Raw genomic sequence first — 15,563 nt, 5'->3', positions numbered from 1 at the left:
CGAACTGACGTACGCCAAAAGTCATTTCGGGGGTGTTGTGTCAGACCAGCGGCCGGTGCCACCGGGTTCGGCGGACAGGGCTCCGGCGCTGCGGCAGGCGGGGGCGCTGCCCCTGCGCCCCGGCGACCCGGACCGGATCGGTCCGTATGTGTCGCTGGGGCTGCTCGGCAGCGGCGGTATGGGGCGCGTCTATCTGGCGCGTCCCGCCGACGGCGGCCCGCACCTCGTCGCGGTGAAGGTGATCCGGCCCGAGTACGCGGAGGACGAGCGGTTCCGCCGCCGGTTCGAGCGGGAGGCGTCGGTCCACGGCCGGGTGCGCACGCCGCGCATGCCACGGCTGGCCGGGACGGGCTTCCGGGACGAACTGCTGTGGATGGCCACCGAGTTCCTGCCGGGGCTGGATCTGGCGGCGGCCGTGCACGAGGACGGCCCGCTGCCCGTCGTCGCCGTCCGGCGGCTGGTGGCGGAGCTGGGACAGGCCCTCGCCGACCTTTCCGCCGCCGGGATCGTGCACCGGGACCTGAAGCCGTCCAACGTCCTGCTGTCCGCGTGGGGCGCGCACGTCATCGACTTCGGTATCGCGAAGGCCGCCGACGCGAGCGCGATCACCGGCACCGGCAACCGGGTCGGCACCCCGGCCTACATGTCGCCGGAGTATCTGCGCACGGGCGCCTGCGACACGGCGTCGGACGTGTTCTCCCTGGCCTGCGCCCTGGTCTTCGCGGCAACCGGCAGCGCCCCGTTCGGCGACGGCACCGGCGTCGACGTCATGCACCGGGTGGCCTTCGAGGAGCCCAACCCGAAGGTGCTGGCAGAGATCGCGGAGGCCGACACCCAACTCGCCGCCCTCCTCGCCGAGTGCCTGTCCAAGGAACCCGACCAACGCCCGACCCCCACTCAGCTGATCGAGGCGACGGCCTCTGCGGGCAGCGGGGCGCAGCCCCTTGGTGGGGGCACCTCCCGCTCGAGCGAAGCCGAGAGTGGGGGAGGGACGGGTAGGGGCGGCGGGGGCGAGAACCCTTCGTGGCCCGAACCCCTGGCCGGCAGACTCCGCACCCTCCACCAGGCCTACGAGACCCTACGCCGCCTCCCCCTCGAACAGCCCGGCCTCGGAAAGGCAGCACAGGCCCCGGCCACCACCCCACCGCCGAGCGCCCCCACCGACGCCTCGGCCCAGTCGACACCACCCCGCCCCCGACTCCGCCGCAAACGACTGCTGCTCGGCGCCGCCGGCGTCGCCGTCTGCACGGCGACCGCCGGTGTCGTCGTCCTCACCCTGCTGAGCCCCGCCACCACCACGGCCTCGCCGCAGCGTGGCACGACACGGTCCGCCGACGCGGCTCCCGACGACGACGCCTCCGCCTCGGCGGCCTCCCGCCGGGACGGCGCGAACGCCGTCCCGGACGGCGGATCGAGCGACTCGGAGGTCTCCGGCAAGGACGACCGGACCTCCGCCGACGCCGACCGGACGCGCCCCGACGCGACCGCCTCCGACTCCGGCGCGGGCAAGGGCACAGCCGACGACCCGAGCAGCGACTCGTCCGTGCCCGCGGCCGGGAGCAGCGCCCCCACCGAACCGTCCCAGGAGCCGACCGACACGTCCACCGAGCCCTCGACCCCGACCTGGCTGACGGACTGCACCTACTACGACGGCAACGGACGCACCCGCCTCGGCGACAGCGGCGACCGCGTCCTCCAGGCCCAGTGCATGCTGAGCAAGCGCGGCTACGGCCTCGACGTGGACGGCGAGTTCGACGCCGACACGGAGGCCGCGGTGCGGAGCTTCCAGCAGGACAAGGGGCTTCTGGTCGCCGACGGTGTCGTACGGCCGCGTGTCTGGAAGGCGTTGCGCTCCACCGAGTGAGCTGCGCCGCTGCCGCTGCCGCTGCCGTCTCCGTCCGCCGGCGCGGCCGGGCCCGTCACTCGGCGAACAGGCCGCGCGCGGCGGCCCGGGTGTCGAAGTCCTCCAGGTGCGCCTGGGCGTCCGGCAGGGCGTCGCACATCGTCTCCAGGAGGACCTGGCCCAGCAGCTGGGGAGCGCCCGCGGTGTCGAAGACCAGGCCGGTGCCCACGGCGGCGGGCAGCAGCAGGTCGCTGTGGGCGGCCACCGGGGCGAACGTTCCGTCGGCGACGGTCACCACCGTCAGGCCGGCGGCCCGGGCATGGGCGAGCGCGTCGAGCAGTTCACGCGGATGCCGGGGCAGCGCGAAGCACAGCAGTGCGCTCGCGCCGGCCCGGCGGGCGGCGTCGACACGGTCGGCGAGCAGGGAACCGCCCTCGTCGAGGAGCCGAACGTCGGGGTGGACCTTCGCCGCGAAGTAGGCGAAGCCGCGTGCCTGGGCGGCGGAGGCGCGCAGGCCGAGCACGGGGAGGGGCCGGGAGGCGGCGAGCAGACGGCCTGCGCGTTCGACGGGTCCGGGGTCGGTGAGCAGGGACGCCAAGTGCCGCAGATTGTCGATCTCGGCTTCCACGGCACGCTGGTAGGGGTTGGCCGGCCGCCCGCCGAGGTCGTGTCCGTCGGGTGCGACCGCCCGCAGGTGGTCGCGCAGGGCCGGATAGCCGTCGAAGCCGAGGGCGACCGCGAAGCGGGTCACCGACGGCTGGCTGACCCCGGCCACGCGGGCCAGCTCCACGCTGGACAGATAGGGCACGTCCGCGGCCTGCCGGACCAGGCAGTGCGCGATGCGCCGCTGCGTCGGGGTGAGCCGACGGCCCTCGAAGAGTCGCTGAAGCCGCGCGGCCGCGCCGACGGGGTCCGTCATCCGGTCCTCCAGCCGGTCGTCGAGCTCGGTCCCCTCCCCTGCCCGGCAGGGCGCGTGGTGCGCGGTGCCGGGCAGGGCGGGGGCGGTGATGGCCTGGCCGAGGCGGTCGCCTCCGCCCGGTTCAGCTCACCAGACCGGCGGAGGTCAGCCACTCCTCGGCGACGGAGTCGGCGTCCTCCTTGTCGTTGACGAGCTTCTTCATCATCTCCAGCAGGTCCTCGGTGGTGAGCTTGGCGGAGACGGCGTTGAGCGCGTCCTTCGCCTTGTCGTCCACCGCCTCCTTGTAGACCAGCGGGGTGACGTTCTGCGAGGAGAAGAGGTTCTTCGGGTCCTCCAGCACCACCAGCTTGTCCGCGACGATGGCCGGGTCGGTGGTGTACAGGTTGGCGGCCTGCACCTTGTCGTCCTTGAGCAGCTTCACCAGGGTGGTCTGGGCACCGGCGTCGAGCGGCTGGAACTTGCCGAACTTGACGCCGTAGACCTTCTCCAGGCCGACGCCGCCCTGTGTACGGGTCTTGAACTCCGACCCGGCGCCGAGCGTCAGGTCGCCCGCGACGGGCTTGAGGTCGGCGAGGGTCTTGAGCTTGTACTTGGCGGCGGTCTCGGCGGTGACGGTCACCGAGTCCTTGTCCTCGGCCGCGGCGGAGTCGAGGATCTCCACCGACTTCGGGAGCTTCTCCTTCAGTTCGGCGTTGATGTCCTCGGTGCTGGTCGCCGTGCTGTTCTTGTCGACCGCCACCGACAGCAGGGCGCCGTTGTACTCGGGGAAGACGCCTATGCCGCCCTTGACGACCTGGTCGTAGTAGACCTCGCGGGCCCCGATGTCGAACTTGCGGGTCACTTTCAGGCCCTTGCTCTCCAGGGCCTGTGCGTAGATCTCGGCGAGCAGCTGGTTCTCGGGGAAGTTGGCCGAGCCGACGACGATCGACTTGCCGCCACCGCTGTCACCGCCGTCGGTCAGCGGGTTGTCGTCGCTGCCGCCGCCTCCGCCGCAGGCGGTGAGCGTGAGTGCGGTGATGAGGCCGAACGCGGCGCCTCGGTACATGCCTCGCATGGGATGTTCCTCTCTGGTTCAGGACTTCGACGCCGAGGCCCTGAGGCCCGGCGAGACGACGACGCGTCGCAACGCGGTGAACACGAGTTGGACGACGAGCGCGAGCACCACGACGACCGTGGAGCCGCCGATGACCAACTCGTAGTCGTTGCGGGAGAGCCCGTCGACGATGTAGCGGCCCAGACCGCCCAGACCGGGGTACGCGGCGACGGTCGCGGTGGCCACGACCTGGATCGCGGCGACCCGCAGACCCAGCAGGATCAGGGGCAGCGCCATCGGCACCTCGACCCGCGTCAGGACCTCCCACTCGGTCATGCCGACGCCGCGCGCGGCGTCCCGCGTGGCGGGGTCCACGCCCCGTACGCCCTCGAAGGTGTTGATCAGGATCGGCGGTACGGCGAGCGCGACGAGGGCGACCAGGACGGGCGCGGTGCTGAGCCCGGCGAGCGTGACGACAAGGACGACCAGGCCGAAGGTGGGGATCGCGCGGGCGAGGTTCGCCACACTGGCCACGGCGAAGGCGCCCCGGCCGGTGTGTCCGACGAGCAGTCCGAACGTCAGCCCGATGAGGGCGGCGAACAGCAACGACAGTCCGCTGTAGGTGAGATGCTCCAGGAGCCGCCGGGGGATGCCCTCGTCGCCGTGCCACTGCGCGGAGGAGGTCAGCCAGTCCCCCACGAGCTCCATCTGGTTCAGGAAGTCGTTCATGCCGACGTCACCTTGTTCCGGGACCACGGGGTGAGCAGTCGCTGCGCCAGCACCAGCAACGCGTCGGTGGCGAGCGCGAGCAGCATGATCAGGACGATCGCGGTGACGATCGGGGTGGGGAAGTCGAGTTGGAGACCGCGGGTGATGTAGTAGCCGAGGCCGCCCTGCCCGATCAGCTGTCCCACCGCGACGAGGCTGATGGAGGAGACCGCGGCGACCCGTACGCCGGCGATGACGACGGGGACGGCGATCGGCAGCTCGACCTGGACGACCCTGCGTACGGCGCCGAAGCCCATCGCGGTCGCCGCGAGCCGGACGGGTTCGGGGACGGAGGCGAGTCCGTCGACGACGTTGGGGACCAGCACGGACAGGGTGTAGAGCGTCAGCGGGATCATCACGGTCTGTTCGGTCAGACCCGTGTACCGGACGAAGATCATGAACAGGGCGAGCGACGGGATCGAGTAGAGGATGTTGGACACGGTCAGCACCGGCGGGTAGAGCCAGCGCCAGCGGTGGCACAGGATGCCGAGCGGCACGGAGACGATCAGTCCGAACAGCACGGGCAGCAGGCCGAGTCTGAGGTGGATGCCGGTGTACTCGGCGAGTTCGCCCGTGTGATCGGCGATCCACTGCCACCGGACGAGCGGCTCGTCACCGGTCATCGTTCACCACCGCCCGGGGTGTCGACGGCGGCGGTCTCGTCCACGGCCGGCGCCTTCGACGTCGACGCTCCGGTCCCCATGGTCGCACCGGTCGCCCCGGTCGCCCCGGTCGCTGCGGTCGCCCCGGTCGCTGCGGTCGCCCCGTTAGCCGCGGTCGCCCCGTTAGCCGCGGTCGAGAGTTCGTGTGCGTCCACGACTCCGGCGACCGCGCCCTCCGCGTCGACGGCGACGGCGAGACGGGCGGGTGAGAGGAGGGCCGAGTCGAGGGCGGCCCGTGCGGAGTCCCCGGCCAGGCTGAACGTGTGGCCGAGGGGGGTCAGGGGGGCGTCGGCGAGGGTGCCGGCCGTCGGGAGGTCGGCGGTGGCGGCCCAGCCGAGCGGTCGTCGCTCGTCGTCGACGACGAGCACCCAGGGCGCGTCCGCCGCCCGGGCCTCGGCGACGGGGGCCCCGGACGGCAGCACCGGGCCGTCGCGCAGCGGCAGTCGGGCCGCGTCGACGAAGGAGAGCCTGCGGATGCCCCGGTCCTGGCCCACGAAGTCGGCCACGAAGTCGTCGGCGGGGCTGCCGAGCAGCCGCTCGGGGGTGTCGAACTGCGCGAGTCTGCCGCCGGTGCGGAACACCGCGATGTTGTCGCCGAGTCTGATCGCCTCGTCGATGTCATGGGTGACGAACACGATCGTCTTGTGGAGTTCTTTCTGCAGCCGGACGAACTCGGCCTGCAACTCCGCCCGGACGATCGGGTCGACCGCGCTGAACGGCTCGTCCATCAGCAGCACCGGCGGGTCGGCGCCCAGCGCCCTGGCCACTCCGACCCGCTGCTGCTGTCCGCCGGAGAGCTGGTTGGGGTAGCGCTTGGCCATCTCGGCGGGCAGGCCCACGAGTTCGAGCAGCTCCGCGGCCCGGGCCCGGGCCTTCTTGCGGCCCCAGCCCAGCAGCAGCGGGACCGTGGCTATGTTGTCCAGGATGGTGCGGTGCGGGAAGAGTCCCGCGTGCTGGATCACATAGCCGATGCCCCGGCGCAGCTCGGGCGCGTTGACCTCCCGGATGTCCCGTCCGCGCAGGCTCACCGTGCCGGCGGTCGGCTCCACCATACGGTTGATCATGCGCAGGGTGGTGGTCTTGCCGCAGCCGGAAGGACCGACCAGGACCGTGATGCCGCCCTCGGCCAGCTCCAGGGACAGGTCGTCCACCGCTGTCGTGCCGTTGGGATACTTTTTGCTCACCGCGTCGAATCTGATCAAGACTGCCCCTTACCTGACTGCATATGGTCATGCAGAGTTGTCGGTGCCTGAATGACAGTCAATGGAATTACGTGAACGGCACGTTACGTTCACACCGAGCCGCACCGGGGAGCGCCCGTTTTCCCCACCTTGTGCGACTTTCTCCCTTGTGTGAGGGGCCACGGCCGCGGCGCCGGGGATGTACCGTAGCGCCGGCCTTGGTGGGAGGAGCGTCATGACCAACTGCGACGTGCACCAGCATCTGTGGACCCCCTCGCTGGTGGCGGCCCTCAGGTCACGCCGCGAGCCGCCGTTCCTGGACGGCTGGACCCTGTTCCTCGACGGCGAGCCTCCCTACGAGCTGCCGCCCGCCGACCACGACATCACCCGCCGTGCCGCGCTCGCCGACAGCGACGGTCTGGGCCGGGCCCTCGTCTCGCTCTCCTCCCCGATCGGCGTGGAGTGGCTGCCCGCGGCCGAGGCGCGCCCCCTGCTCGACGCCTACCACGAGGGCGCCGCGGCGCTCCCCGAGCCGTTCGGCGCCTGGGCCGCGGCCTGCGTCCGGGACGTCGACGCGAAGGCGACCGCCGAGGACCTCGACCGGGGCTTCGTCGGCCTCCAGCTCCCGGCGAACGCCCTCGCCGACGCGGCCGGGCACGCCCGCTGCGCCCCGCTCCTCGACCTCCTCGAAGAGCGCGACCTGCCCCTGTTCGTCCACCCGGGCCCCGCCCCCGGCGGCGCCGCGGGGCCCGGCTGGTGGCCCGCGATGGTCCCCTACGTCCAGCAGATGCACTCCGCGTGGTTCGCCTTCCGTGCCTTCGGCCGCCCCCGTCACCCCCGGCTGCGGGTCTGCTTCGCCCTGCTGGCCGGGCTCGCCCCGCTGCACGGGGAGCGGTTCGCCGCCCGCGCGGACGGCCGTGACGCCGGGGTGGACCGCGATGTCTTCGTGGAGACGTCGTCCTACGGGCCGACCGCCGTCGAAGCCGTGGTCCGCGCCCTGGGCGTGGACGCCGTCGTCCAGGGCTCCGACCGCCCCTACGCCGAACCACCGCAGCAGCCCGGCTTCGGCCTGGGCGGCGCGGCCGCGTACGCGTTCCGCATCACCAACCCACGACGCCTGCTCACCGGCACGGACGACTGACACGGCGAGCCGCCGCGACGACTGACACGGCGAGCCGCCGCAACGGGCGCGGCCCGGGAGGCCCGGCTTCGGTCAGCGGCCGGAGCGGATCAGGCCCGTGAGATAGCGCCACAGCGAGGAGCGCTGCCGGGCGGACGCGTCCGGCGTCACCGTCTCCGTCGCGTCCGTGTCCTGCACCTCCGTCGGCGCCCCCGCCGGGCCGTGCGCCGTCGGCGCGAGCTCGTACCGTACGGGCAGCGAGCGCAGGCCCCGCATGAAGGGCGAGGAACGCCAGGGCAGTTGGTCGACGGGGAGGGCGAGGTCCAGGTGGGCGAACCGCTCGAACAGGCGGCCCACCCCGACGGCCGCGACCGTCGAGGCCAGCTCGCGGGCCGGACACTGACGCGGGCCGGCGCCCCAGGACAGGTGTGCCCGGGTGCTGACCGTGGTGCTGGGCGCCACATGGTCGGCGAAGAGCGGGTCGGCGTGCGCCGCCGCGGACGAGACCCAGACCGGGTCACCCGCGCGGATCGTGTACGCACCGAGTCTGGTGTCCTCGGCGGCGAACCTCGGCACGAAGTTCACCAGGGGCGGCTTGCGCATCACGACCCGGTTCATGGCCTCCCGGACCATGCCGGCGGAGAGGCTGGCCCGCACGCTGTCCTCGCCGGAGAGGACCTCGACGACCGTGTTGGAGACGAGGATGCCGACGTGGTCGGAGGTCATGCCCAGCAGCATGAAGAGTTCGCGGGCCAGTTCGTCGAGCGAGAGGTCCGGGTGGGCGGCCAGCAGGTAGGAGGGGAAGTCCTCGCCCGGCGTCTTCAGCTTCAGCTCGGCGAGTTCCGCCAGCGCGCCCAGCAGCCGGTCCAGGGCGGGCCCCGCGTCGGGACCGGCGTCCAGTACCCGCCACATGTCCATCAGCGCGTCGTCGCCCTGGGAGCCGGGGAAGCCCAGCAGATGGCTGGCCACCATCAGCGGCAGCGGCCGCGAGAACTGGGCGGACAGGTCCGCCAGCCCCGTGCCGCCCGCCTCGCCCATGAGGGTGATCAGCTCGTCGGCGTAGGCGGTGACGGCCGACTTCAGCCGTTTGGCCTGGGGGTTGCGCGGGTCCTGGAAGGGCTTGAGCGCTTGGTCCCACGCGGTCCGCAGGGTCCGGTAGCCGGGGCCGCCCTGGATGAGGACGTGGTTGACCTCCAGGGACGGGCCGAGCGGCCAGTCGGCGGGGACGCGGCCCTCGGTCCTGGCCCGCCAGTTCTCCAGGCCCTTGGGCCAGCCGGCGTCGTCCTGCAGCACCTGGAGCGCCTCGCGGTAGCCCAGCACCAGCCAGGCGGGGACGCCCAGCAGATCGACCGGCGCCACCGCGCCGTGCCGCTGCCTCAGCCGCTCGTACACCAACGACGGACGCGTCTCGTAGTCCCGGGTCAGCAGCGGTTCGGGAGACATCTCCTCCAACCCCGCACCGGCCAACTCCACGAACACGTCCTCACCCGACTGGGTTTCCCTCACCATGCCGCCCCTCCGACACTCCCCGTACCGGCCCACCTTCAATCGGTAGCCGGAACGGTGGGACCCTACCCCAGGGTCACTTCCGGGGGAACGCCGGGCATCACCACTCACAGCTCCAGCCCCGTGACAGACAGCCGCCGACGGGGCTCCGCCACCGCCGCCCGTCACCTCGCGGAGCGGGCCGCCCTGATGAACTCCCTGATCAGAGCAGGGTCCTTCACCCCTCGGCGCTCTTCCACGCCGCTGGAGACGTCGACACCCCAGGGGTCGGTGGCGGCGATGGCGTCGCGCACGTTCTCCGGCGTGAGGCCGCCGGCGAGGAGCCACTTCTCCCCGGAGGCCTCCAGCGGCTTGCCGGCCCAGTCCCAGGCGATGCCCGAGCCGGGGACGGGCGCGTCGAGGAGGAGCATGTCCTCCCCGAACTCGCCGCAGCGCGGGACGGAGTCGCCGAACGCGGCGGCCCGGATCAGCGTCCGGTCGTCGGTCGCCAGCTCGTCGTAGTAGGCGCGGTCGTCGGGGCCGTGCAGCTGGATCGCCCGGATCCCCGACTCGGCGGCCAGGGCGCGCACGTCATCCAGGGGCTCCTGGCGGAAGACGCCCACCGTCAGGACGTGCTCCGGCACGCGGCGGCCCAGCCGTGCGGCGGTCGCGGCGTCGATACGGCGGGGGCTGGCCGAGAAGACGAAGCCGATGGCGTCGGCGCCCGCCTCGACGGCGGTGTCGACGTCCTGCTCGGTCTTCAGACCGCAGATCTTGATGAAGAGGGAGTCACTGTTGCTCACGGTCCCAGCCTGCCGTATCGCCGCCGGCACGGGGACAGCGACCGTACGGTCCGGAGGCCGACCCTGGGACGGCGGCCGTACGGTCCGGGAAGCCCACCCACGGCCACCGGGCGCGGCACTCGGCACGGTCAGCGCCACGCTCCCGACAGGCGCCGGGTGACGGCCGCGCTGAGCGTGCGCACCCCCCGGGTCGAGCCGGGGTCGATGCCGGTGAGCTCGCGCGCCCGGCGCAGGCGGTAGTCGAGGGTGCGGGTGTGGACGTTCAGAGCGGTGGCCGTGGCGCCGCGGTGCATGTCGTTGCGGTAGTACACGTCGAGCGTGACCAGCAGGTCCGGGCCGGTGGCCAGCCGGTCGGACAGCGCGCGCAGCCAGGCGTCGACGAACGGCACGTCCGCGGCGGCGAGTTCGACGAAGAGGTCCGCCAGGGTGTGCGGCCGCAACCGGGCGGAGGCCCGGCGCAGCGGGGCGGTGTCACTGATCCGCCGGGCCCGGTCGAGCGCGTCGGACAGCTCGGGCAGCGGCGCGGTGGCGGTGCCGACGGCGCAGGGCCGACCGAGAGCCTGGGCCGCGTCCCGGACGAGGTCCGCCACGTGTTCCGGGGCGAGATCGGGCAGGAGGTCGGGAACGGTGTGCGGCGGCACATCCTCCGCCCGCGCGGCACCCGAACGCACCGGGACGAGAGCGATCAGCTCACCGCTCCCGTCGCCACCCCGCGAGTTCCATACGATCGGGGTCCGATGACTCTTCACCAGCGTTTCGAGCTCGTTTTCCAGGATGCGGTCGACAGGGGGAGGGTCCGGCAACCGGAACACGGTCACCGCATACCGGTCCGACAGTTCCATGTCGATGGCCTCGGCGAGTTCCGCCGCTATCGGATCCCCGTTCAGCAATGACCGGGCCAGCAGGGCGACCTGTTCGACGTACGGCATTCGACGGCGCAGTACACGGACGAATCCCTGCCGGTAGGCGACGATGCCGCGCTCGCCCTGCGGGGCGAACCAGGTCATCATCCGCATGAGTTCGTCCACACCGGCGCCGCGCTGGGCGTCGGTCGCCTCGTTGATCTCGCGCAGCATGAGCGCGGTGTGCAGCCGCAGCACCTGCTGCCGTGCGTCGAGCGACATGCCCGCGCCGGCCCGCAACTCCCCCATGGACGCGATGTACTCAAGATCGTCGCCGCTCAACTCGCTGTTGTCCGGCGACAGTTCGACCGTGCGGTGCCGGAGCCAGACCGAGTGGTCGTAGGTCTCGGCCCGCGCCCGGGGGTCCTTGTCCAGGAACCCGAACTCCGCGATCTCGCGTGTGTATGCCTCTACCTCCCGGCGGGCGTTGGTCGACGCCTGACGGGCCAGTTCGGCGAAGAGGCTCCCCATGACCGCGAGCATGTCATTCCGGCCGAACGGGCCGACAGTCGAGATCCGGACGGCGTTCATCACTTCGCATAAAACGGCGGCAAGTAGGCCGACCGGGCTTTTGTCACCATGCGCAAAATTCCCGGATCGGGTCGTTCCCGTCACCGCTTCCGCTTGTGTAGGAGTCGTAAAGCGGCCTTAATGGAGCCGCGTACCCGCCCGTGGGGGAAAAGAACGCCGCAATCATCAGTACGGGCCGGAGTACGGAAATTCCTCAACCGAGCGTCGGACGTCGACGCACGCCCATACGGGAGGGAAACTCCGATGAAAGCTGGAACGCGAAAGAGAATCATGGCGGCGATGGCGGTCATGGTCACGTCGACCACGCTCATGCTCGCCGCGCCGGGCACCGGTTCGGCCGCCCCCGCCGCCGCCCCCAGCCTGCGCGCGTACGGGATCACCGGTGACGGCACCCTGATGGCCGCGTTCTGGACCGACCGTGCGGACGTGCTCAACTGGGTCAGGGCCGTCACCGGGCTCAGCGGCGACACGGCCCTGATCGGCATCGACTTCCGGGTGCAGAACGGCACGCTGTACGGCGTGGGCGACAAGGGCGGCATCTACACGATCAAGATCCCGACGGGTACCCAGGACGTCGTGGTCACCAAGGTGTCCCAGCTCCAGTACGCGCTGAACGGCACGAACTTCGGCGTCGACTTCAACCCGGCGGCCGACCGACTGCGCGTGATCAGCGACAACGGCCAGAACCTGCGCCACAACCTGAACGACAACACGACGATCCAGGACCTGAATCTCACCACCCCGCCGATCGAGGGCACGACCAAGGGCGTCTCCGCCGCCGCCTACACCAACAACGACCTCGACGGGACCACGGCGACCACGCTGTTCGACATCAACACGACCAGCGACCAGGTCGTCATCCAGGCGCCGGCCAACAACGGCACGCTCTCCCCGACCGGCAACCTCGGCCTGGACGCCCAGATCAACGCCGGGATGGACATCTACAGCACCCTGAGCGGCGGCAAGACGGTGGACAACACCGCCTTCGCCTCCCTCACCGCCTATGGCGCGAGCACGCCGTCCCTCTACACCCTCAACGTCTTCACCGGGCAGGCCACGCTCGTGAACGACGCCGCCAAGTCCAAGTTCCCCCTGAACATCACGGACGTGGCCGTCTCCCTGACCGGCAGCTGACCCCGCATCGCAGCCTCGCCGCGGCCCGGCCATCACCGGCCCGCGGCGAGTCCGGTCCCGTCACCGCAGTTTCTCCAGGTCGAGGTCCGACCCCACCACCAGGGTCACCACTCCCGCCCCCGCTTCCGCCGACCGCGTGGCCTTGGCGTCGGGCAGCCGTGAGGCGAGGACCCTCGCCTGCTTGGCGAGGTCGGCCGGATGGGCGACCGTGGTGGTGTCCGTGTTCTCGGGCGCGTTGCCCGTGCCGACGACGGTGAACCCCGCCTCGCGCAGCTTCTCGGCGACGGCGGCGGCCCGCCCGGAGACACCGGTGCCGTTGAGGACCTGGACGCGCACGTCGGAGGCGTAGATCAGGTCGTTCTTGGCCTGTGCCTGGAGTTTCTTCTTGTCGACCTCCTTGTCGTTGGCCAGGGAGGTGAACAGATCGGCGGCCTGCGGGTACTGCCAGACGATATTGGCCCTGTCGGTAGGGACGTCGGCCTCACGGGGGTAGTTGGGGACGGTCAGGAAGGTCAGCCGGTCGCTCGGGATGCCCTTGAGCTGGGAGGCGAGGTCGTAGAGCGGATCGATACCGTCGAGATCCTCGTCCGTGGTCAGCGACTTGGTGGCGGACTTCAGGAAGCCGTAGAGCGAAGTGGGGCTGGTCAGACGGGACTTGGCCTTGGCCGCCAGGGTCTCCATGAACTCCTGCTGCCGACCGATGCGTCCGATGTCGGAGCCGTCGCCGACGGCGTAGCGGGTCCGCACATAGCCGAGTGCCGTCTCGCCGTCGACGGTCTGGCAGCCGGCCTCCATGTCGAGGAGGGCGTTCTCGTCCTTGATGGCCTGCTCGGGACAGACCTCGATGCCGTCCAGGGCGTCGACCATCCCCTTGAAGCCCTGGAAGTCGACGGACATGAAGTTGTCGATGCGCAGACCGGTGTTGGCCTCGACCGTCCTGATCGAGCAGGCGGCCGCGCCGGCGACCTCGCCGCTCGAACCGCCGATCGCGAACGCCTCGTTGATCTTCGCCAGGTGCGGGCCCGACGTACTGCCGTCGCCCTTCTCGCACGCCGCTATCTCGACCCAGGAGTCACGCGGGAACGACACCACGGTGGCCCACTCCCGGTTCGCGGGGAGGTGCAGCACCATGAGCGTGTCGGACTGCATGGTGGTCAGGTCGCTGCCGTACTTCGCGTTGGCACCGTCGCGGCTGTCCGAGCCGACCACCATGATGTTCTTCGAGCCGGGGCTCAGATTGACCGGGCGGTCCCCGCCGAGCTTGCTGTCGACGTCGGCGCCCGTGATGTTGTTGTCCAGGTCCTTGTAGACCCAGGCGCCGACCCCGCCCACGCCGAGGATGACCAGTGCCGCGCCGCCGGCGAGCCAGCTCACCGTACGGCCCCGCCGTGTCAGCCGCGTCCCGCCGCCTCCGGCACCCGCGCGCCGCCTACCCGTACCACTCACCGACCCTCCCCCACTTCGGCCGCACCCGGCCGGTCGACTGCCCCCTGGACGTCCGGCGGTCGTGATCACCGAACCCGCAGGACTCTACATGCATGTAGATATACGGACCGGCGCCGCACGCGACTCACCACGCCTCGCACGCATGAACGCCACAGGGGCGTCGCAGCGTACAGAAGGACGACCGGCGGCACGTCCGGGTTGCCTCGAACACCATCGGTCCCGGGAGGAATCAGTCGCCCCTCGCACCCTCCGCCCCCTCCGTCTCGCCGAGGAGCTCGCGCAGCAGACGCTCGTCGGCCGGCTCCAGGGAGGTGACGAAGCTGGCCAGCACCGCCCCGCGGTCCCCTTCGCCGTCGAGGACCCTGCGCATCCGGTGCGCGGCCAGGCCCGCCCGGTCGGAGGCCGGGGTCCACACGAAGGAACGGCCGGAGCGCTCCCGGGTCACCGCGCCCTTGGCCAGCAGTCGGGTGAGGATCGTGATCACGGTCGTGTAGGCGAGGTCTCCGCCGAGGCGCTCCCGCACCCACCCCGCGTTCTCGGGGCCGTCCGCTTCACGCAGCGCGGACAGGACGAGCGCCTCCAGCTCCCCCTGCCCCCGCCGCCGGGGACGCCGCTGGTCCGTCAACGCCCGGTCTCCCTTCCGTCACCGACCGCGGCCACCTCACGATCTACAGGATTGTAGAAGGAGAGACACCGACGACGAGGCTCAGCGGAGCGCGTCACCCCGAGTGGTCCCGCCTGACCACGCACAGGGCCCAGATGATGAAGGCCGAGAAGGCGATCATCACGATGGACCAGACGGGGTAGTACGGCAGGGACAGGAAGTTGGCGACGATGATCAGGCCCGCGATGGCGACGCCTGCGACGCGGGCCCACAGGGACTCCTGGAAGAGGCCCAGGCTGACGAGCACGGCCACGGCGCCGAGGGCGAGGTGGACCCAGCCCCAGCCGGTGAGATCGAACTGGAAGACGTAGTCGCGGGTGGAGACGAAGACGTCGTCCTCGGCGATGGCCATGACGCCCCGGCAGATGTCGAGGACGCCCGCGATCATGAGCATGACGGCTGCGAAGGCCGTCAGCCCCTCGGCGAAGGGCCGTGACCGCTTGGTCGAGTGCATGCGTCCGGTGTGTGTGGCGGTCATACCGTTGCCTCGATTCGGTGTCGTGCGGTGGGTGTCGGATCCGTCCTCAGCGCCCGGCGGCGGTCGGGCCGCTGCCCGTGCCCGCCGAGGCTCCGTGGCCGCTCAGGACGAGTTCCTTCGCGCGGCGGAACTCGTCGTCCGTGATGTCGCCGCGTGAGCGGATCTCGGACAGCCTGGCGAGTTCGTCGACGCTGCTGGATCGTCCGTCGCCGCCCCTGGCCGTCTGCCGGACGTAGTCGTCGAAGGCTGTCTGCTGGGCACGCGCCTGTGCCACCTCGCGGCGGCCCATGTTCTTGCCCCGGGCGATCACATAGACGAACACGCCCAGGAACGGCAGCAGGATCGTGAAGACCAGCCAGCCCGCCTTGGCCCAGCCGTTCATGTCGTCGTCGCGGAAGATGTCGACGACGACCCGGAAGAGCAGCACGAACCACATGATCCACAGGAACAGCAGGAGCATGGACCAGAAGACGCTCAGCAGCGGGTAGTCGTACGCGAGGTACGTCGGACCACTCATGTCTCTCCTCCGTCCCGGGCGTCGCCCGGCAGGTGCTCTGCCGTTCTCCACGCGCCCGTGGCGCCACGGTCGGCGCC

The 15,563-nt window shown here is 71.3% G+C and carries 15 protein-coding genes; 3 read left to right on the top strand and 12 right to left on the bottom strand.

Annotated features, from left to right (window positions below; translation table 11 throughout):
* The first annotated feature begins 37 nt into the window (after positions 1 to 37).
* Positions 38 to 1,864 carry a serine/threonine-protein kinase gene (locus PUR53_RS39460; RefSeq protein WP_329902193.1) on the top strand — a complete coding sequence of 609 codons (1,827 nt, stop codon included), beginning with the start codon at positions 38 to 40 and terminating at the stop codon, positions 1,862 to 1,864.
* A gap of 55 nt (positions 1,865 to 1,919) precedes the next feature.
* Here PUR53_RS39460 and PUR53_RS39455 read toward each other — a convergent pair whose 3' ends face one another.
* From PUR53_RS39455 to PUR53_RS39435, 5 genes are all read right to left on the bottom strand, one after another.
* The gene (locus PUR53_RS39455) at positions 1,920 to 2,762 is read right to left on the bottom strand and encodes a MurR/RpiR family transcriptional regulator (RefSeq protein ID WP_329902194.1); all 843 of its coding nucleotides are present in this window, start codon (positions 2,760 to 2,762) and stop codon (positions 1,920 to 1,922) included.
* A gap of 121 nt (positions 2,763 to 2,883) precedes the next feature.
* Positions 2,884 to 3,807 carry an ABC transporter substrate-binding protein gene (locus PUR53_RS39450; protein ID WP_329902214.1) on the bottom strand — a complete coding sequence of 308 codons (924 nt, stop codon included), beginning with the start codon at positions 3,805 to 3,807 and terminating at the stop codon, positions 2,884 to 2,886.
* A gap of 27 nt (positions 3,808 to 3,834) precedes the next feature.
* Positions 3,835 to 4,524, bottom strand: coding sequence for an ABC transporter permease (locus tag PUR53_RS39445; RefSeq protein ID WP_329902195.1), 690 nt, complete (start codon positions 4,522 to 4,524; stop codon positions 3,835 to 3,837).
* On the bottom strand, positions 4,521 to 5,186 hold the full coding sequence (locus PUR53_RS39440; RefSeq protein ID WP_033532706.1) for an ABC transporter permease: 666 nt from the start codon (positions 5,184 to 5,186) through the stop codon (positions 4,521 to 4,523). The genes PUR53_RS39445 and PUR53_RS39440 overlap by 4 nt, the downstream gene beginning before the upstream one ends.
* Positions 5,183 to 6,427 carry an ABC transporter ATP-binding protein gene (locus tag PUR53_RS39435; protein ID WP_329911562.1) on the bottom strand — a complete coding sequence of 415 codons (1,245 nt, stop codon included), beginning with the start codon at positions 6,425 to 6,427 and terminating at the stop codon, positions 5,183 to 5,185. Before PUR53_RS39435 ends, PUR53_RS39440 begins: the two co-directional genes overlap by 4 nt.
* A gap of 214 nt (positions 6,428 to 6,641) precedes the next feature.
* Here PUR53_RS39435 and PUR53_RS39430 point away from each other — a divergent pair, with 214 nt between their 5' ends.
* Positions 6,642 to 7,547, top strand: a complete 906-nt coding sequence (locus PUR53_RS39430; protein WP_329911560.1) for an amidohydrolase — start codon at positions 6,642 to 6,644, stop codon at positions 7,545 to 7,547.
* Positions 7,548 to 7,619: 72 nt separating this feature from the next.
* Here the strand turns inward: PUR53_RS39430 and PUR53_RS39425 are convergent, their stop codons facing one another.
* The 3 genes from PUR53_RS39425 to PUR53_RS39415 all read right to left on the bottom strand — a co-directional run bounded on the left by PUR53_RS39425 (position 7,620) and on the right by PUR53_RS39415 (position 11,187).
* Positions 7,620 to 9,035 (bottom strand): cytochrome P450, encoded by a 1,416-nt coding sequence (locus PUR53_RS39425; RefSeq protein WP_329902199.1) that lies wholly within the window; start codon positions 9,033 to 9,035, stop codon positions 7,620 to 7,622.
* Positions 9,036 to 9,196: 161 nt separating this feature from the next.
* Positions 9,197 to 9,814 (bottom strand): phosphoribosylanthranilate isomerase, encoded by a 618-nt coding sequence (locus tag PUR53_RS39420; protein ID WP_329911558.1) that lies wholly within the window; start codon positions 9,812 to 9,814, stop codon positions 9,197 to 9,199.
* 128 nt (positions 9,815 to 9,942) lie between these two features.
* Positions 9,943 to 11,187, bottom strand: a complete 1,245-nt coding sequence (locus tag PUR53_RS39415) for a PucR family transcriptional regulator (RefSeq protein WP_329911556.1) — start codon at positions 11,185 to 11,187, stop codon at positions 9,943 to 9,945.
* 330 nt (positions 11,188 to 11,517) lie between these two features.
* Between PUR53_RS39415 and PUR53_RS39410 the strand changes: the two genes are divergently transcribed.
* Complete coding sequence (locus tag PUR53_RS39410) at positions 11,518 to 12,381, top strand: DUF4394 domain-containing protein (RefSeq protein WP_329911554.1); 864 nt, start codon at positions 11,518 to 11,520, stop codon at positions 12,379 to 12,381.
* Between the two features lie 60 nt (positions 12,382 to 12,441).
* On the opposite strand, the gene PUR53_RS39405 is transcribed toward PUR53_RS39410, so the two are convergent.
* The 4 genes from PUR53_RS39405 to PUR53_RS39390 all read right to left on the bottom strand — a co-directional run bounded on the left by PUR53_RS39405 (position 12,442) and on the right by PUR53_RS39390 (position 15,486).
* Positions 12,442 to 13,827: an LCP family protein gene (locus PUR53_RS39405; RefSeq protein WP_443078344.1), complete on the bottom strand. Its 1,386-nt coding sequence runs from the start codon at positions 13,825 to 13,827 to the stop codon at positions 12,442 to 12,444.
* Between the two features lie 229 nt (positions 13,828 to 14,056).
* Positions 14,057 to 14,452 (bottom strand): BlaI/MecI/CopY family transcriptional regulator, encoded by a 396-nt coding sequence (locus PUR53_RS39400; protein ID WP_329902204.1) that lies wholly within the window; start codon positions 14,450 to 14,452, stop codon positions 14,057 to 14,059.
* Between the two features lie 94 nt (positions 14,453 to 14,546).
* Entirely contained in the window at positions 14,547 to 14,969 is a 423-nt protein-coding gene (locus PUR53_RS39395) for a DUF7144 family membrane protein (RefSeq protein ID WP_329911552.1), read from the bottom strand.
* A 46-nt stretch (positions 14,970 to 15,015) separates the two neighbouring features.
* The gene (locus PUR53_RS39390) at positions 15,016 to 15,486 is read right to left on the bottom strand and encodes an SHOCT domain-containing protein (RefSeq protein WP_329902206.1); all 471 of its coding nucleotides are present in this window, start codon (positions 15,484 to 15,486) and stop codon (positions 15,016 to 15,018) included.
* Between the last annotated feature and the right edge of the window lie 77 nt (positions 15,487 to 15,563).

The sequence above is a fragment of the Streptomyces sp. SP18BB07 genome (assembly GCF_036322545.1).
GTDB lineage: Bacteria > Actinomycetota > Actinomycetes > Streptomycetales > Streptomycetaceae > Streptomyces > Streptomyces deccanensis.
This window is presented reverse-complemented; position numbering and strand designations above follow the sequence as displayed.